Source organism: Peribacillus sp. FSL K6-1552, from assembly GCF_038005205.1.
Taxonomy (GTDB): Bacteria; Bacillota; Bacilli; order Bacillales; family DSM-1321; genus Peribacillus; species Peribacillus butanolivorans.
Genome location: NZ_JBBOST010000001.1, coordinates 4,657,408 through 4,673,788, shown reverse-complemented (window position 1 = coordinate 4,673,788; position 16,381 = coordinate 4,657,408). Strand labels below are relative to the sequence as shown.

The 16,381-nt window shown below is 37.6% G+C and carries 20 protein-coding genes and 1 riboswitch; of the genes, 15 read left to right on the top strand and 5 right to left on the bottom strand.

Translation table 11 applies throughout. From position 1 onward, the window contains the following. Positions 1-93 precede the first annotated feature (93 nt). Positions 94-197, bottom strand: a riboswitch (purine riboswitch). A gap of 291 nt (positions 198-488) precedes the next feature. Continuing rightward, positions 489-1,412: an NAD(P)-dependent alcohol dehydrogenase gene (locus tag NST21_RS22490; RefSeq protein ID WP_340891367.1), complete on the bottom strand. Its 924-nt coding sequence runs from the start codon at positions 1,410-1,412 to the stop codon at positions 489-491. A gap of 261 nt (positions 1,413-1,673) precedes the next feature. Between NST21_RS22490 and NST21_RS22485 the strand changes: the two genes are divergently transcribed. Further along, the gene (locus NST21_RS22485) at positions 1,674-2,243 is read left to right on the top strand and encodes a dihydrofolate reductase family protein (RefSeq protein ID WP_340891365.1); all 570 of its coding nucleotides are present in this window, start codon (positions 1,674-1,676) and stop codon (positions 2,241-2,243) included. A 50-nt stretch (positions 2,244-2,293) separates the two neighbouring features. Here the strand turns inward: NST21_RS22485 and NST21_RS22480 are convergent, their stop codons facing one another. After that, entirely contained in the window at positions 2,294-2,536 is a 243-nt protein-coding gene (locus NST21_RS22480; RefSeq protein ID WP_340891364.1) for a hypothetical protein, read from the bottom strand. 308 nt (positions 2,537-2,844) lie between these two features. Here NST21_RS22480 and NST21_RS22475 point away from each other — a divergent pair, with 308 nt between their 5' ends. The 3 genes from NST21_RS22475 (at position 2,845) to NST21_RS22465 (ending at position 3,944) form a co-directional block, all read left to right on the top strand. After that, positions 2,845-3,348 (top strand): DUF6773 family protein, encoded by a 504-nt coding sequence (locus NST21_RS22475; protein ID WP_340891363.1) that lies wholly within the window; start codon positions 2,845-2,847, stop codon positions 3,346-3,348. 10 nt (positions 3,349-3,358) lie between these two features. Beyond that, positions 3,359-3,565, top strand: coding sequence for a helix-turn-helix transcriptional regulator (locus NST21_RS22470; RefSeq protein ID WP_053347568.1), 207 nt, complete (start codon positions 3,359-3,361; stop codon positions 3,563-3,565). Between the two features lie 121 nt (positions 3,566-3,686). Beyond that, positions 3,687-3,944 (top strand): sigma-G-dependent sporulation-specific acid-soluble spore protein CsgA, encoded by a 258-nt coding sequence (locus NST21_RS22465; protein WP_223305450.1) that lies wholly within the window; start codon positions 3,687-3,689, stop codon positions 3,942-3,944. 49 nt (positions 3,945-3,993) lie between these two features. On the opposite strand, the gene NST21_RS22460 is transcribed toward NST21_RS22465, so the two are convergent. Continuing rightward, complete coding sequence (locus NST21_RS22460) at positions 3,994-4,629, bottom strand: hypothetical protein (protein ID WP_340891361.1); 636 nt, start codon at positions 4,627-4,629, stop codon at positions 3,994-3,996. A 594-nt stretch (positions 4,630-5,223) separates the two neighbouring features. On the opposite strand from NST21_RS22460, the gene NST21_RS22455 reads away from it, so the two are divergent. The 4 genes from NST21_RS22455 (at position 5,224) to NST21_RS22440 (ending at position 7,405) form a co-directional block, all read left to right on the top strand. Next, positions 5,224-5,442: a DUF1659 domain-containing protein gene (locus NST21_RS22455; RefSeq protein ID WP_057219837.1), complete on the top strand. Its 219-nt coding sequence runs from the start codon at positions 5,224-5,226 to the stop codon at positions 5,440-5,442. A gap of 43 nt (positions 5,443-5,485) precedes the next feature. Then, complete coding sequence (locus tag NST21_RS22450) at positions 5,486-5,704, top strand: DUF2922 domain-containing protein (protein WP_340891360.1); 219 nt, start codon at positions 5,486-5,488, stop codon at positions 5,702-5,704. 88 nt (positions 5,705-5,792) lie between these two features. Beyond that, the gene (locus NST21_RS22445) at positions 5,793-5,954 is read left to right on the top strand and encodes a YvrJ family protein (RefSeq protein WP_056530289.1); all 162 of its coding nucleotides are present in this window, start codon (positions 5,793-5,795) and stop codon (positions 5,952-5,954) included. Between the two features lie 656 nt (positions 5,955-6,610). Next, positions 6,611-7,405, top strand: coding sequence for a hypothetical protein (locus NST21_RS22440; RefSeq protein ID WP_340891359.1), 795 nt, complete (start codon positions 6,611-6,613; stop codon positions 7,403-7,405). 258 nt (positions 7,406-7,663) lie between these two features. Here NST21_RS22440 and NST21_RS22435 read toward each other — a convergent pair whose 3' ends face one another. Next, positions 7,664-8,056, bottom strand: coding sequence for a thiol-disulfide oxidoreductase DCC family protein (locus NST21_RS22435; RefSeq protein ID WP_340891358.1), 393 nt, complete (start codon positions 8,054-8,056; stop codon positions 7,664-7,666). Positions 8,057-8,319: 263 nt separating this feature from the next. On the opposite strand from NST21_RS22435, the gene NST21_RS22430 reads away from it, so the two are divergent. Beyond that, positions 8,320-8,808: a hypothetical protein gene (locus NST21_RS22430; RefSeq protein WP_057219841.1), complete on the top strand. Its 489-nt coding sequence runs from the start codon at positions 8,320-8,322 to the stop codon at positions 8,806-8,808. A gap of 618 nt (positions 8,809-9,426) precedes the next feature. On the opposite strand, the gene NST21_RS22425 is transcribed toward NST21_RS22430, so the two are convergent. Continuing rightward, positions 9,427-9,975, bottom strand: a complete 549-nt coding sequence (locus NST21_RS22425) for a GNAT family N-acetyltransferase (protein WP_340891357.1) — start codon at positions 9,973-9,975, stop codon at positions 9,427-9,429. A 234-nt stretch (positions 9,976-10,209) separates the two neighbouring features. On the opposite strand from NST21_RS22425, the gene NST21_RS22420 reads away from it, so the two are divergent. The 6 genes from NST21_RS22420 (at position 10,210) to NST21_RS22395 (ending at position 16,376) form a co-directional block, all read left to right on the top strand. Further along, positions 10,210-11,667 carry a sigma-54 interaction domain-containing protein gene (locus NST21_RS22420; RefSeq protein ID WP_340891356.1) on the top strand — a complete coding sequence of 486 codons (1,458 nt, stop codon included), beginning with the start codon at positions 10,210-10,212 and terminating at the stop codon, positions 11,665-11,667. 331 nt (positions 11,668-11,998) lie between these two features. Beyond that, positions 11,999-13,423 carry a lysine 2,3-aminomutase gene (ablA, locus tag NST21_RS22415; protein ID WP_340892609.1) on the top strand — a complete coding sequence of 475 codons (1,425 nt, stop codon included), beginning with the start codon at positions 11,999-12,001 and terminating at the stop codon, positions 13,421-13,423. A 2-nt stretch (positions 13,424-13,425) separates the two neighbouring features. Next, entirely contained in the window at positions 13,426-13,692 is a 267-nt protein-coding gene (locus NST21_RS22410) for a YokU family protein (RefSeq protein WP_053347558.1), read from the top strand. 63 nt (positions 13,693-13,755) lie between these two features. Then, a complete protein-coding gene (ablB, locus tag NST21_RS22405) occupies positions 13,756-14,634 on the top strand; it encodes a putative beta-lysine N-acetyltransferase (protein ID WP_340891353.1) in 879 nt (292 codons plus the stop codon). A gap of 12 nt (positions 14,635-14,646) precedes the next feature. Continuing rightward, positions 14,647-14,877: a ferredoxin gene (locus NST21_RS22400; protein WP_340891352.1), complete on the top strand. Its 231-nt coding sequence runs from the start codon at positions 14,647-14,649 to the stop codon at positions 14,875-14,877. A 137-nt stretch (positions 14,878-15,014) separates the two neighbouring features. Continuing rightward, positions 15,015-16,376 carry an aspartate aminotransferase family protein gene (locus tag NST21_RS22395; protein WP_053347555.1) on the top strand — a complete coding sequence of 454 codons (1,362 nt, stop codon included), beginning with the start codon at positions 15,015-15,017 and terminating at the stop codon, positions 16,374-16,376. Positions 16,377-16,381 lie beyond the last annotated feature (5 nt).

Below are 16,381 nucleotides of genomic sequence, written 5' to 3'. Positions count from 1 at the left end.
AATTTCTACCTTCTAGACCTACGAAAGTCAAAGTATAGATAATAAAGCAAAAATGAAGCTAATGCTAAATCATAAGCTGCTAAAAAAGCCGAACAGCCGAATACTTTAACTCGTAGTCTAGTTCTTTCAATGGGAACCAGGTAGAAACGCTCAGACCATATTACTGAGGATATACGAGAAATGATATTTAAGATTATTACTTTATTAATATAGCAAACTTATCATAGATAATCAACAAAAAGGTGAACAATAAATATACGAAATGGTTTAATGTTCGTATTTAAGGGGGGGGTAGTTCGTTAATATCATTAATTTCTTTCATGTTAAAAGGTTTTATAGTTATCCATATTCGTTTGTTCCTGGTAAAAGTTTCAACATCTTCCTACATAATGACATCCGAATCATGTGACGAAATACCCCTTCAGATCCAATTGTTTAAGGGGCATTTCCATGTCCAAGAGGCTAGTTAAAACATGTGCAAGGTTTTGTCAGGGTTTATCATGATGAACAGTTATGACTACATTTCCCTTTTTATGTCCTTGTTCTACATATCTATGAGCCTCGGGAATCTGTTCCAGCGGGTAGCGTTTATCAATGACCGATTTTATTGTTCCAGTTTCGATTAGCTCCTTGAGGAGTAATAAATCTTCCGTAAGTACCTTTGCTATTCCTTGTCCTTCAACGGACACGTATCGCCCGTTCGAGGTCAGTGCTTTCTTGCAATTGGCTTTCGAGCTTTTCCCGACTGCATCAAAGATGATATCATATCGCTCTTGTCTTTCCGTGAAATCCTCTTCCGTATAATCAATTACTTTATCTGCTCCCAATGATTTCACCAATTCAAAATTAGCGGCACTGCATACTCCGGTAACTACTGTTCCAAAGTTTTTGGCTAGCTGCACGGCGGAAGTTCCTACCGAACCGGATGCACCGTAGATGAGGACTTTTTGTCCGTCCTGGATATTGGCTTTTCTGAAAAAGTGCAGGGCTGTCGTTCCCCCAAAAGAAACGGCGGCGGCTTCCTCGTAGGTCATATTGGCAGGCTTCATTGCGATTGGCCCGTCTTCAGGTAAGCATGTGTATTCGGCATGTGCCCCGAAGTTCATTCCAGTCATGGCAAAAACCTGGTCGCCTTTTTTGAATTTTTTCACATTCCTGCCCGTTTCCTCTATTTCCCCGGCCAGCTCCACTCCCAGTATCGATTTTCGCGGTTTTCTAAGACCCAGGAAGATTCGCATCGGCAGCCATAACAAGAAGGGGCTCTTGAAGCTCCGGACCCTTATGTCCCCTGAAGCCACTGTTGCCGCATGAACCTTTACCAGAATTTCGTTGTCCTTGGGCGTTGGTTTTTCTACCTCTTTGAGTTCCAGTACTTCGGGTGAACCGTATTTTGTGCATACCATTGCTTTCATCGCGAGTCTCCTTTGTTTTTGATACAATCTTTTAATACTATGATAGAAGCTGTAATATAAAACAACATGTAATCGAAACGGAAGAAACTTTTGAATGAATGCTTAAAAACAGTAGGAGTACGTTCAATTCGGATAATGCTACGGCTTTGCTGGTTCACGATTTGTTCGTCATCGGCCAGGTGCAAGTGTCTCGTTGAGCGGTCGAAGCCTTATGATTTTTTTCAACAAGGGAAATTCTATAAGACAAAAGGAGATAAAAGTATGGCTATTAACGAAAGACCAAGAAGAATAATTTTAGATTTAGCAGTTACTTTAGATGGATTTATTGAAGGGCCGAAAGGAGAAGTTGACTGGTGCATTATGGACTCTGAAATGGGGTTCATTGATTTCTTAAATGATATTGATACTATTTTATATGGGAGAAAAAGCTATGATTTATGGGGACAATATACTCCAAAAAATGAGGTATCTGATGCTGAAAAAGAAATTTGGGAATTAGTTCATGGCAAAGAAAAATTTATGTTTTCTAAAACAAAAAAAAGGACTGATAATAAAGTAACAATCATAAATGATAATATTGTTGAAGAAGTAAATAAATTAAAGAAAAAGCCTGGTAAAGACATCTGGCTTTATGGCGGGGCAAGTCTTATTACATCTTTTATAAGATTTGGGCTGGTTGATGAATTTAGGTTATCTGTTCACCCTGTTATTTTAGGGGAAGGAAAAGCTTTGTTTATTGACATAAAGGAGAGATTGAATCTAAGACTTGTTGATACAAAAAGATTTTCCTCTGGCGTTGTTCAACTTTGCTATCATCTTAAGGAAGAGTAATCGATAAGCATAATGATATGCTTAATCCAAGGTGAAAATAAATTTCTTCTTTAACCAATGGGAGAGTTTGCGGCATAAGGATCATTGAAATGATCAAACTTTTTTATAAAAAGTTCATATTTAGATAAAAAGGGTAACTCCATTTTGATCAATCTTTTTTCAAAATGGAGTTTTTGTATTTGCTGATTCGAGAACACACCGGATATTCCATCACTGATTTTCACAAACCCTGGAAGGGCAGCGATGACTCCGCCGAAACCATATTCCGAATCGGTGTTCATGACGGCAAGCAATGAGCCGCCAATACTGTGTCATTAAATCATTGGCTGTCTTTGTCATCATTGCCCTCTACACTTGGTTTGGTATTGTATAAAGAATGAATTCACGAGTAAAACTCTAAAATTCACGAGTAAAAGCCAAGAATTCACGAGTAAATCCCCAAAACTTACGAGTAAAACCCTAAAAAAGCTAGTGAGGTACCCATACATGATGTGTGGGTACCTTTTTTTATACATTTTGCAATATATATAATTTTAAATGTAATATATATGTTGCAAAATGTTAAATAAATCATATAATAAGAGTAAATGGAGGATGATTAATGATGAAAGTATTTAAAAAAATCACGGATGAACGAATCGAGAATGTAAGAAATAAAATTTATAAAGAAATGTATCATGTTATTATGGCCATTTGTCTAGTGAGTGTACTTTTCAAAATATATAAATATGGTGTAGGCAGCGGGGAGGTATATCTGGAATTAGTAATCCTTTTTGCAGGAGGGATGTATTACCTAGCTCGTTCCATTTTCTTAGGCGTATTCTGGGATGAAGTAGAAATGCATGACCGCACTAGTAAAACACCGATGAGCAGGAAGACAATTTTTGGAACGGGTGCTTTAGCCCTGATCATCGCTACAATCATGGGGGTGAATAGTGCTGTATCCTATGCGGATGGCAGTTCTCAAGGCTTGTGGTATTTTGTATTGGTATGGTGTGTTTCGGTTATGATCTACTTGCCGATTTTACTTCTGTTTTTTGGTGGTATATACTTGCTAGCGAAGAAAATTGGAATGAAAAATAGCGAAGATAATAAGAAATTGTAGGTGCGTTCCTTTGAAAAATATAAAACTGAAGCTTGCAAGAGTGGAAAAGGATTTGTCACAAGATGAGCTAGCCAAGATTGTCGGTGTTTCCAGACAAACGATCGGATTGATTGAATCCGGAAAGTATAATCCCTCATTAAGTTTGTGCATTGGTATTTGTATAGCCTTATCCCGTACGTTAAATGATTTGTTTTGGGATGAGGAAATAAAAGATTAATCATTGAATTGGATACTCCTTCTTCATTTCAAGGCCAAAAAACAAGGAATTTCTCATCACAAAATGGGGGAAGGTATAAAGGCAGTTTGTTAGCTTTAACCTAATAGTTGAGAGGGATGGTATGATGGATCGTACGATTGGTTACTTACGTGAGATATTGTCTAACTATACGGATCAATATCCCCAAGCGCAGGAAATTTATAATAAAATCAAGGATGGACACTTTCATTCTGAAGAAGAGCTCATCAATAAGCTTACCGTCAAAGAATCGAGACTTCTTAATCGAATTCTGCCTCAGGAAATTGAGCATGCAAAGGAAGCTAGTGATACAGAACGGGTCACTCAATTATCGGAGGTATACGAACTTATTCTTGTTTAATAAAACCTTGTCCATGATCAACATGGACAAGGTTTTTAGATTTTTTTTATTAATCCATTTCGCTGAGGGAATCCATATGACTCGCTATCATAGCGATGATCGTGCTAGCTTCTTCCTTACTGAATATAAAGTTTGTTTCATCTTTTATCAGATCATCATCTGCTGTGCGAATCCGGTTAATCCGTTTTAGCACTCCATCACCGGTTTCCTGAACAACTCCGAATTGATAGGTGACCTCCACTTCATTTTCTTGAATATAGGCTGTCACTTCAGGTGTTTCCCATTCCACATCGATTTCGTACATCTCAGTCTCTTCGGTTAGTTCTGTTTCATCGTATTCATCATCGAGATCATATTCATATTCGATGCCATCCCCTTCCAAATAGTTATGGAAGCTTTCATGGACAGCATCAACGATATCTTCAATATCAGATAAGATCACCTTGCTAACCTGGCCTAAATCCGGATCAAAGGATTCCATATAAAATTCTTCATTATGCGGATCGAAAAACAGAGTGGAAAAATAATCCCTCTCATTGTCATCCAACTCTGTATAAAATTCGATACGTGGATGTTTAGCTCCTCGCTCCACGATCAAACTGCCATTTCGATCGTATTTTTCACAAATTGATTTAAGATGATCCTGCAATTCCCCGCTTACTCTGTCGAACCATTCTAAAGACATCCAACATCCACATCCTTTCATAATTATTATTTCCCAGAAAAAGCGAACCTGTCGTTTCCATTTAAAGCCAGATGCATTTTGTCTCTTCGTTAAGTTAGGGTTTCTTAAGGTTGAAGCTTAATGGAAAGAGGATTATTTAGGTTAGATGGAGTTAAAAATCTAGGGTAAAATAAGTAAAAAAATTCGAGCTGATTAGTCATAAAAAAATGATTTAAAGGAAAATTAAATATATGCTTTAAATACTGATATATCTCTGAGAAGGCTGGAATATTTAAACAGGATTTTCCGCCCATATCGGGGTAGAAATACAATTTACTCTAATCAATATTTAGTTCGTAAACTACCCATTAGTTTTTCTTATTTATTGAAGGCGGCCTTCTCTGTAACTCCGGCTCTCGCATATGGCAGCAGAAATTAAACCTTTGTGTCCTTTAACATAAGAAAGACTATCTCAAGAAAATTGAATAAACCTGTTCAAGTACATATACTTGGGCAGTTTTTTTTGCGTTTACCAAAGAAAATAAAAAAACTTTCACCACCATGCTACTTTCACCTCGTAAAAGTTTATATAGAGTGTGAAAGGGGGTGAGCGACATGGCAAACCAAATTCCAGTATCAAGTACGTTAAGGATTGATTTTGAGACGGGGTTAAATGAAAAGGGGTCTATTGTTTTCAAGCGTAGGTCATTTTCGAACATCAAGGTTGAGGCGACGGCGGATCAGTTGTTTTCGGCAGCTACAGCGATTGCAAGCGTGCAGAATTATCCAATGGGTGAAGTGACCCGAGTGGATACGAATTCATTGATTGGCTAATCGGCTTTTAGCAAAAGGTTGGAAAAACAGGAGGTGATACAAAATGGCTAGAGTATTGGAAATGATTTTCGTAACAGAGGAAGGAAAGTCTGCGACGATTTCCGTTGAAAATCCAAAAGAACCAGTTGATGCAAATACAGTCAAACTGGCAATGGAGCAAATGATTGCGGGGAATGCCTTCCTTGCATCATCGGGCGACTTTGTCAGTATTAAAGGAGCACGCCTTGTCGAGCGTAATGTCGAGGATGTTGAACTTATCTAACTTGTCAGCAGGCAGGCTCATCTTTTAAGGACGTGTCCTGAAATGGGTGAGCCTGTTTTTTACCATACCAGAAGAGAGGTGAACAAAAGTGGATCAAATCCTGCCATTTATCAGTGATATCGGATTTCCGATTATTGTTACCCTTTATTTGCTTCATCGGATTGAAACAAAATTGGATACATTGAACGAAACCCTTGTCGAGCTGCCGGATCGTTTGCAAGAGGGATTCCAAAGTCAGTTCAGAGGATAGGTAGGGAGCATTATGGATGTTATCATTCATAGTGCTTTTTTTATTTTTGCAAAAGGGATCCTACCACATACCGATTAAGCTAACGAGTAAAAATACTATATGTAAAATTATCTTGAGAACATTTTAATTTATAAAAATAACGAGAATATACGGTATATTATCGGTTTTATTTGCACATTGTTTACTGAAAAGGGAAAATATTATTTTTTTTTAAAAATGTAACAATTATATTAAAATGTTGTGGTAGTATAAAAAAGTCAGAAAAATCCGAACAAAAAAAGAGTATTTTCAAATTACATATTTGAAAGATTATATGGGTAGATGTATTTCAATAATTTTCACGCCTTATAAAGACTGAATATTTAAAATATTGAACGAAGCTTGATTCGAAAATTAAATTGATTACACACCCTAGGAGGATTCTACTTTAGAAATACTATCATCATTTTTAGCACTAACAATAATTATTTCATCCATGACAAATTCATTAAATGCCAGCTGTAAAGGGGCAGAAGTTTATAGTGTACAACAAGAACTTGTGGGAGAGGTACAAGATAAGAACTTCCTTTATTTCGAATTATGGAATCAACTCTAATAAATAATTAACACGATTATTTTATTTGGATTATTAACTTAAAGAATTGGAAACCATTTGAATGAATTTTTTTAAAAGCGTTGCAATTAGTTTTGTAATCAGTTTAATAGTCTTGGGCACTTTAGTAATTGTTTATCATTTTTTATCTAGAAATAATACAATAGATTTGGAAAAACTTCTAGAAAGGGAAGAATATCATTTGTTAGATGGGGTGAAAATTTACAATTCAGAAAATGATGAATTGAATAATCTAATTATTAATGAGATAACGAATCTTAATAAAGAATTATCTAGTATGTTTGGAACTATTAAAATGGATGTTGAGATAAATATAATGGTATTTGAAGAATTAGAGGAATTACAAAAGTATGCGGAATTAGAAAATATCGGAGCTTTTTTTGATAAAAATTATAATTTAATTGCATTGGTTAAACCCGATAACCTTGTTAGGGAAGCAGATGAATGGTTCTTTAGAAGGGATTTACGTCACGAGTATACACATTATTATTTAAATAAATATCTAAATGAAAATAAAATTACAGCCGTTCCGAAGTGGTTCGATGAGGGATTGGCCGAGTACGTTGCGGTTACTATGGATGGGGTTGAGACTACGGACCCATTAGAGGAAGTAATTAATTTTGAATTGTTGAAGAGTAGGGAAGATTGGGCAATGCAAAGAAGAAACCATACAGAGTTATATCCTCAATCACATTATGGAATCAAATATATAATTGAAGATAATGATCTGAGCATAATAAAAAAAATAATAGATGATAGCTATAAGTTAGACTTTTCAAAATCCTTTAAAAGACATACTAACATAGACATAAATGAATTTCATAAGTTAATCAATTGAAATATTGCATGTTAAAGACTACGTATCTAATCTTTTTTTAAACTCTAGTATTTCGGCAGTTACTAAAGCAACAATCGTTTTATTTTAGCACATTGTAAAGTGTGTTGGGAGTTTAAAATGGGTAAATAAGAAAGGAAAGAAACGCCTATAAAGGGGAGAGGTGATGAAGAAGTTGATTGCTCATTATTCATTTCCACGTTTAAAAGTAGGTGGAGTTACATTGAAAAAGGTAATTCAGTTGAATTACCTTTTTTTACGTTATAAAAACCGCTTTCGAACACTTGGCGATGGTAGCATACAGCTTTCTTCTTTTTTCCCAAACCATTTGTAACGGTTCTTGGCAATGAAGTCATAAACGATGTTCCGGATGAAACTTGGAACGATGGTAAAAACGTAAAACAGTTTCCATGCCCCTTGTAAGCGACGGCAAATCCTCAGAGCTGCAGTCGATTTATAGTAGGTCTTATCCTTTTCGATCAGCACTATACTATCAATATTTGCAGGAACATCGTACTTTTTCAGCAACTCTTGTCCAGCTTCACTTTGAAGCGAAGCAAAATGAAAAAGCCCCTTCGGATCCCGCTTTATAATGAACTGTACACTCGAATCGCAAAAATTGCATTCACCATCAAATAAAATGACCGAATTCATGAACATTCCTCCTAAAGAGAGACGTTATCATACTCATGCTTCTATAATACACTACCCGTTTTGGTAAGGCGAAGACGTATGGAACATTGCTTGGGGTTTTAACTGTCTCTTCTATATTATGTCATGTTTTAATAAGGAGAAATTAAGGGTAAGGAATAGCTTTTTTAGTAGTTAAAAAAAGGAAATTTCGATATAATTACAAATAATGGGTTTGTTTACTGAATGATCAAAAGGGTTGAAGTACTTTTTAGGGGGAGTAACCTTTGCTTTTTCAAAAAATGACTGTAGGATTCCTAGTTGTATGTTGCCTTGCTGCTTGCGACGAACAACAAATCATCAAAAAAGAAATGATTCAGATACAAAAGAAAACAGAAGTGCAAGATACATCCTCCAGTAATCTCCCATCTTACAATGCACCGAAGTATCTGGGGAAATATTTGTATAGCTATTGGGTAGCGGAAGGTTCGTTCCTTGTTATTCTAAGAGATGAAATTAGCACATTTACAATGCAGAGGATCACAAAAGATGACATAGGACCAATTAGGCACTTTGAAATAATTGAACCAACCGATAACAAGATTACTGGTGTACTTTATAGTGTTGAGAAACAAAATAGAACTTCATTATTTACGTTAGAATTAAGCGAAGATAAAACGGAATTGACTATTACATTACCAAACGAAAAACCAGTTACTTTCAAAGAAACAGAAATGACTCCAGAAGAATATAATGCTAGTTATACTTGGAAATGAAATGTTATTTGAAGGAACAACTAAATTAACTCATTAATGACCTTGAAAGTGCTTATTTAAATACCAAAAGGTACGAAAGATTTCTGCAGATAAGAAAGCAGGCAAAGAAACATGGAATGAATTGTTTGCTTGATAAAGAATGAGACCAATAACCTCTAATGTGAATGGTGAATGATGGTGGATTGGATCAAATCGACTTAAAACGGAATAATTCGACGCACAAATCAAATAATTCGTCCTAAAACGAAATAATTCGACGCATACATCGAATAATCCGTCCTACACACTAAATAATTCGACCTACAGAGAGATAATTCGTCCTTCACACGAAATAATTCGACCTACAGGGAGATAATTCGTCCTTCACACTATTTAATTCGTCCTACAGGGAGATAATTCGTCCTAAAACGAAATAATTCGAACCATACACCGAATAATTCGTCCTACACACAAAATAATTCGACCTACAGGGGGATAATTCGACCTACAGGGAGATAATCCGTCCTACACACAAAATAATTCGACCTACAGAGAGATAATTCGACCTACAAACTAATTAATCCGTCCTACAAACGAAATAATTCGACCTACAAAGAAATAATTCGTCCCACACACTAATTATTCCGTCCTTGATTGATGTTGAAGTTCCAAACGCCAATTATTGCATCGCATAAAGCTCCCTGGAGGGTATTCGAATTCACATTCGGAAATAAGATTGAAGTCAAGCTTGCGACAAATTGCATTTGAAGCAGGATTATTGATGGACGGGAATGCGTGAATATACTTGTATTTCCGTTCGGCTTTGACTTTTGCTATTACAGCCTTCACTGCACGGGACGCAATCCCTTTCCCCTGAAATGATGGGAGGACACTCCACCCAATTTCGTACACAGTTTCATCATTCCACACGGTTCGCCAGTAGCCAACGGAACCAACTGCTTCTTCCTCTGGATACAGGATGATGCTAAACATACACCCTTTACTTCCAATCTCAAGATAACGTTTGTGGCGTTTCAAAATTTGTTCTTTACTCTCTGGACCTCCGAGATGTTCCATCATTTCTGGGGAATTTAGGTGAAAAAGTAAATCAAGGTTTCTATCTTCCCATGGTTTAATCTGTAAACTGTTTTCTTTGCTGCGTTCTGAAATCTCGCTCACCCCTGACATTATATTATACTCTTAATCAATACTTTCTTTGCTGAGTGTGAGATTCCTTTATTTATATGTATTTATTGTTCTATCTATTAACCTGCTTGAAAATCCTAGAAACAACGATTAATCGACATGGAAACTATTGGACATTATTAAATTGTGAGTTTTCAGATTATGTAGATGAATGTTTCCCATTAAATGCTATAATTTACAGGTGGTTCTATCAATGACAGGGGCGGAGATGATGAAATGAAATCTTCAGTAAATCAGTTTTCCACTCAATTTGAATGGATATTGAATGTGATTAATGTTGGTGTCCATATCGTTAATAAGGATGGAGATACCGTATTCTATAATAAAATGATGGCTCATATCGACGGGCTGGATCGTGAACAGGTGTTAGGAGAAAATATCTTTCAACTGTATCCATCATTGACTGATGAATCCAGTACGCTGCATGTAGCATTGGAAAAAGGCATCGAAACGATTGAGTCCATTCAAACATATGTTAATTTAAAAGAGAAAAAAATAACTTCTATTAATAGCACGTATCCTCTATACGAGGACGGTGAAATTATTGGGGCAGTAGAAATAGCAAAGGATATTACTAAGGTCATGAGCATGTACGATCAAATTGTTGATTTGCGTTCCCAGTTGGCCGAGACCCATAAGAAAAATAAGTTCTTTGAAGGGACAGCCACCTATCATTTTAGTGATTTAATTGGGAGTAGTCCTGCTTTTCAAGAAGCTATTTCATTAGCAAAAAAAGCGGCTCGTACACATTCTCCAGTCATGATTTATGGACCTACAGGGACAGGAAAAGAACTTATTGCTCAAAGTATACATAATGTAAGTGCTCAGCGAAATCAACCATTCATTGCGCAAAATTGTGCGGCTGTTCCAAAGGAATTAATGGAGGGGCTACTGTTCGGCACAACGAAAGGGGCTTTTACCGGAGCGATGGACCGACTCGGGATTTTTGAACAGGCAAATGGCGGTACCCTGTTTCTTGATGAATTGAATAGCCTCGACCTTGGTCTGCAGGCAAAATTGCTGCGAGTATTACAAGAAGGCGAGGTACGCCGTGTTGGAGGTTCGAAGGAGCAGAAAATTAATGTAAAGATCATTGCTGCGATGAATATTTCTCCTGATGAGGCGTTAGAGCGAGGAATTATTCGCTCGGATTTATTTTTTCGTTTGAATGTCGTAACCATTCAAATGCCTTCTCTTCTGGAACGTAAAACGGATATTCCGGAAATAGTAAATCACTTTATTCAAAAATTCAATAAATCATTCTTTTCGGATGTACGCGGGATCAGCCAAAAGGCTATGCAACGGCTTCTTCAATACTCGTGGCCGGGAAACATTCGTGAACTGGGACATGCCATCGAGTTAGCATTTAACGTCATGGACACAGGGGAAGTTATGATTGAAGAACATCATCTTCCTGCTTATTTATTCCCTACAGGAAAATATTCCGCCTCAAATGCGCAGAGCCATCATCCTCCATTAAAAGATAAGATTGATTTACCTGTCGTTCTTGAAGAAATGGAAAGGGAAATGATAATAAATATGTTTGAGAAATATAATGGGAATATCAGCAAAACAGCTGAGGCCCTCAATATTAAAAGACAAGGATTACAATATAAGTTAAACAAGTACGGTATAGAAAAAGTTTTTGCCGCAGGATCGAAGGAATCAAAATGAATGGGGAGTAGTTGAAAGCGCTATCATTCACTTAAACTTTTAGCGAATTGTTGTTCAATAGAATAAGTATGTAACTTGAAGAGGGATCTCGCGAATAGAGACCCTCTTTTTTCAATCTCAAAAGGATAAGCATTAAATCCGTATCACTTTGGCGCAAAGAATTTGGCTGCAAAATATTAGGCATAACGAAAAATATCTTGCGGTTTAAGGGGACGATCCGCCCTCTTTTTCCTATGTTTTTCTTGTTTTGGATGTTGGCATCATTCTTGCAAGTAGTATAGATATAGCTTCTTAAGATAATGAGGGGGGAATTTTAATGAGTTTGATGGGAATGGAAGTAAAACATGAGGAATACCTTGGTGGACGTAGACATTATAATGAGATTGAATTGTGGAAAGATGTAACGGAAGAGCAATGGAATGATTGGCTCTGGCAATTAACCAATACAATTAAAACTTTGGATGATCTGAAAAAAGTTGTGAACTTGACACCGGAAGAAGAAGAAGGGGTTCGGATTTCAACTCAAACAATTCCTTTAAATATTACACCTTACTATGCATCCTTGATGAATCCTGATGATCCTCGCTGTCCGATTCGTTTGCAGTCTGTACCGCTTTCGGCAGAAATGAACAAGACTAGATATGATTTGGAAGATCCGCTGCATGAGGATGAAGATTCTCCTGTTCCAGGTTTAACGCATCGTTATCCGGATCGCGTTCTATTTCTTGTAACGAACCAATGCTCTATGTACTGCCGTTATTGTACTCGTCGTCGTTTTTCTGGTCAGGTTGGCATGGGCGTTCCTAAGAAGCAATTAGACGGGGCGATTGAATATATTCGTAATACTCCGGAAGTGAGAGACGTTTTGATTTCTGGAGGAGATGGCCTATTAATCAATGATAAGATTCTCGAATACGTATTAAGTAACTTACGTGCGATCCCACATGTGGAAATCATTCGGATTGGTACTCGTGCACCGGTCGTATTCCCGCAGCGTATTACAGAAAATTTATGTAATATTCTGAAAAAATATCATCCAGTTTGGTTAAATACGCATTTCAATCATTCGCTTGAACTGACGGAAGAAGCCAAAAAGGCATGTGATATGTTGTCGATGGCTGGAGTACCACTTGGTAATCAGGCTGTTATTCTTGCTGGTATTAACGATAGTGTTCATATTATGAAAAAGCTTATGCACGACTGTGTTAAAGCAAGGGTAAGACCTTATTACATTTATCAATGTGATTTATCTGAAGGGATCGGCCATTTCCGTGCCCCGGTTTCAAAAGGACTGGAAATCATTGAAGCGTTACGTGGCCATACATCAGGATATGCAGTACCAACCTTTGTGGTGGATGCTCCTGGCGGAGGCGGAAAGATTGCCTTGACTCCGAATTACCTTCTTTCGCAAAGTCCGGATAAAGTGGTCTTACGGAACTTTGAGGGAGTTATCACGAGCTATCCAGAACCGAAGAACTATGTTGCCGGCAGTGCAGATGCTTACTTTGATGAAGTGTATGGTACCGAAGGAAGAAAAGGAGCTGTGGGGATTTCTGCTCTGATGACAGACGAAAAATTCAATTTGGTACCAGAAGGCCTACGTCGCCTTGACAAGAGAAAATCGTATGAAACTACTGATGAACATGCTTCTTTAAAGGATCGCCGTGATAAACGTGATGAAATGAAGGAAAAATTAAGGTTAGCCCAAGAAAAAAAGAACGCCATGGTCGGAAGTTCTGAAGGCAAGGGGGAATAAAGATGGAATGCTTGTGGTGTAATGCCCCCAACGTTGAGGAAAGTGAAAAGAAGGATTGTTACTGGATTATGCCTGATGGTAAACGATCAATAAAAGTTCTTCAGGTTCCAGCCCTGAACTGTCCAAATTGTGGAATCTATGTGTCTGATTCGATGAATCAAAAGGTGGATGAATCCTTATCTATATATGACGTGAGTGAGTATCCTGATGAGTTTACGTATGAACAGCTTCTTCAGGCTCCTGTAAAGAAATTGTTTAATTGGAAATAGAATGCCGGGAGAAGTAGATGATGCATCACTTCTCCCGAATTTTAGTTAAGGAGGGTATACATAATGTCTGTTCAAAAGCTGCCTTTTTTCACCCGAATTGAGACTGGGGAATGTTTTACGATGGAACTCTATCTTGATCATGCAAATCATCGCTTACGCATTGATGATTATCGGGGGAATATCAAAAAAGCGATAACTCGAGCTCTAGTCATCGCTCAAGAGCATGGCTTTACAAAAGTGATACTTAAAGCTAGACAAGAAGATTTATCTGCGACATGGGTCCATGGATTTATGCTGGAAGGAATATTGAGTAAGTATTTTAATGGGAATGACGCTTATTGCATGGCATTGTATTTAACCAATGAAAGGCGAACAAGCGACTATTGGATGAAGGAAGACAAGATTCTCCAAGATGTCATTGATATTCCTAGAATAATAGAAAAGCAGCAACTACCTGAAAATTATTCCCTTCGATTTGCTGAAGTTGAAGATGCACATGAGCTGGCAAATTTATACGGTGCAATTTTTGAAACCTATCCAACACCAATGAATGATGAGGGTTATATCAAAAAAGTGATGGAAGAAGGTACGATCTTTAGTGTTATCGAATATGAAGGGTCCATCGTTAGTGCAGCATCCGCGGAAGTAAATGAAATGTATCATAATGCTGAACTAACTGACTGTGCAACGATTCCTCATCATCGAAAACATGGTTTTATGAAGGTACTTATCTCAGCATTAGAACAAGAACTTATCAAGAAAAATATTTATTGTTCCTACTCTTTAGCGCGATCTTTGTCAATGGGCATGAACGCTGTCTTTCACCAGCTGGGATATGAATATGGAGGAAGATTTACGAAGAATTGCAATATTTGGGATAAGTATGAGGACATGAATATTTGGGGTAAAGATTTATCTTCTGTAAATGGATTCTTTAAATAGGAGGAAAAGTTTATGGCTAAATACACATGGGTTGATAAAGATACCTGTATTGCGTGCGGGGCATGCGGTGCAACAGGTCCTGAAATTTATGACTATGACGAACAAGGAATTGCTTTCGTTATCTTGGATGATAATCATGGGAGTGCTGTAGTTCCTGAGAATCTGTATGATGACATGCATGATGCTATGGAAGGCTGCCCTACAGAATCAATCCTGATTCAGGATGAACCTTTTAGTTGGTAAACTCGGTTTTATAGATTCATATTTGCCATCTATTCTTTCAATCAGTTAATAGGATTTTTCCAATAGTTTAAGAGTTTTAGTGAACTAGAACTTCATAAATGTGTAGTAGGTAAAAATGTAAATAAAGGAGAGATGAAATGAAGCGGAATCATTTAATTAAGCCCATTCTAGATCATAACTATCCCACTGTCTCTCATGGGAAGGGAATATATCTTTATGACACGGATGGAAAGCAATACATCGACGGATCATCAGGTGCGGTTACGGCGAGTATTGGTCATGGAGTTTTAGATGTTGTTGAGGCAATGACAGAGCAGGCAAGTAAAGTTTCTTTTGCATACCGATCTCATTTTACAAGTGAAGCCGCAGAGACTTTAGCCGAAAAGCTAAGTGAGTTAGCTCCAGGAGATTTAAATTGGTCGTTTTTTGTGAACAGTGGGTCGGAAGCAACCGAAACGGCGATGAAGATAGCTATTCAACATTGGCAAGAAAAAGGATTTGAGCGGAAAAATCGTATCGTCTCACGCTGGACGAGTTATCACGGGATTACGATGGGTGCTTTATCGATGTCCGGTCATGTGTCAAGAAGAAAACGTTTTGTTCCGTTATTAGAGGATTTTCCTAGTATATCTGCTCCGTATTGTTATCGATGCCCTTATGAATCTTCAGGCTGTAAACTGCAGTGTGCAAATGAATTAGAGACGTCCATTCAAAGACTTGGTTCTGAGAATATTGCCGCCTTCATCGCTGAACCAATTATCGGGGCATCTGCTGGGGCTGTTACTCCGCCGGATGGTTATTATCAAAGGATTAAGGAAATATGCGAACGCTATGACATTCTCTTTATCGCCGATGAAGTTATGACTGGAATCGGTCGTACAGGAAAAATGTTTGCTATGGAACACTGGGGAGTTACCCCAGATATCATCGCATTGGGGAAAGGTATGAGCGCTGGCTATACTCCAATTGCAGCCACTTTGGTTAGTGATCGGGTTATGGAACCCATTTTAAAAGGTTCAAAGTCAATCATGGCTGGACACACATATAGTGCAAATCCTCTATCTGCTGCCGTTTCTTTAGAAGTGCTTGCCTACATTGAACGAATGAATCTGGTTCAGGCAGCGGAAGAGAAAGGACAGTATCTATTGGAGAAATTACATGGGCTGGCTGAGAGATTTGACATCATTGGTGATGTACGAGGAAAAGGGCTTCTCCTGGGACTTGAGTTTGTTTCAAATAGGAGTTCAAAAACTCCATTCGACTTGCAAGATGGCATAACCACAAGAATTGTCAATAAGGCATTTGAGAAGGGATTGTTGATCTATCCTGCTTCAGGCGCAATCGAAGGAATCGCGGGTGATGCAGTTATTATATCTCCGCCGCTAGTTATTACAAATGAAGAAATTGATAGTCTTGTAAAGATACTGGAAGCTTCAGTTGAGGAATTGCAGCATGAATTGCACTCGGAAGGTCTGATAGAGAACAAGCAGGCTATTTAGGAGGA

What these genes read in the sequence shown, in the direction of transcription:
- NST21_RS22490 (WP_340891367.1), bottom strand. Translation starts at nt 1,412, where the DNA reads ATGAAAGCAATGGTATGCACAAAATACGGTTCACCCGAAGTACTGGAA.
- NST21_RS22485 (WP_340891365.1), top strand. Translation starts at nt 1,674, where the DNA reads ATGGCTATTAACGAAAGACCAAGAAGAATAATTTTAGATTTAGCAGTT.
- NST21_RS22475 (WP_340891363.1), top strand. Translation starts at nt 2,845, where the DNA reads ATGATGAAAGTATTTAAAAAAATCACGGATGAACGAATCGAGAATGTA.
- NST21_RS22465 (WP_223305450.1), top strand. Translation starts at nt 3,687, where the DNA reads ATGATGGATCGTACGATTGGTTACTTACGTGAGATATTGTCTAACTAT.
- NST21_RS22460 (WP_340891361.1), bottom strand. Translation starts at nt 4,629, where the DNA reads ATGTCTTTAGAATGGTTCGACAGAGTAAGCGGGGAATTGCAGGATCAT.
- NST21_RS22455 (WP_057219837.1), top strand. Translation starts at nt 5,224, where the DNA reads ATGGCAAACCAAATTCCAGTATCAAGTACGTTAAGGATTGATTTTGAG.
- NST21_RS22450 (WP_340891360.1), top strand. Translation starts at nt 5,486, where the DNA reads ATGGCTAGAGTATTGGAAATGATTTTCGTAACAGAGGAAGGAAAGTCT.
- NST21_RS22440 (WP_340891359.1), top strand. Translation starts at nt 6,611, where the DNA reads ATGAATTTTTTTAAAAGCGTTGCAATTAGTTTTGTAATCAGTTTAATA.
- NST21_RS22435 (WP_340891358.1), bottom strand. Translation starts at nt 8,056, where the DNA reads ATGAATTCGGTCATTTTATTTGATGGTGAATGCAATTTTTGCGATTCG.
- NST21_RS22425 (WP_340891357.1), bottom strand. Translation starts at nt 9,975, where the DNA reads ATGTCAGGGGTGAGCGAGATTTCAGAACGCAGCAAAGAAAACAGTTTA.
- NST21_RS22420 (WP_340891356.1), top strand. Translation starts at nt 10,210, where the DNA reads ATGAAATCTTCAGTAAATCAGTTTTCCACTCAATTTGAATGGATATTG.
- ablA (WP_340892609.1), top strand. Translation starts at nt 11,999, where the DNA reads ATGGAAGTAAAACATGAGGAATACCTTGGTGGACGTAGACATTATAAT.
- NST21_RS22410 (WP_053347558.1), top strand. Translation starts at nt 13,426, where the DNA reads ATGGAATGCTTGTGGTGTAATGCCCCCAACGTTGAGGAAAGTGAAAAG.
- ablB (WP_340891353.1), top strand. Translation starts at nt 13,756, where the DNA reads ATGTCTGTTCAAAAGCTGCCTTTTTTCACCCGAATTGAGACTGGGGAA.
- NST21_RS22400 (WP_340891352.1), top strand. Translation starts at nt 14,647, where the DNA reads ATGGCTAAATACACATGGGTTGATAAAGATACCTGTATTGCGTGCGGG.
- NST21_RS22395 (WP_053347555.1), top strand. Translation starts at nt 15,015, where the DNA reads ATGAAGCGGAATCATTTAATTAAGCCCATTCTAGATCATAACTATCCC.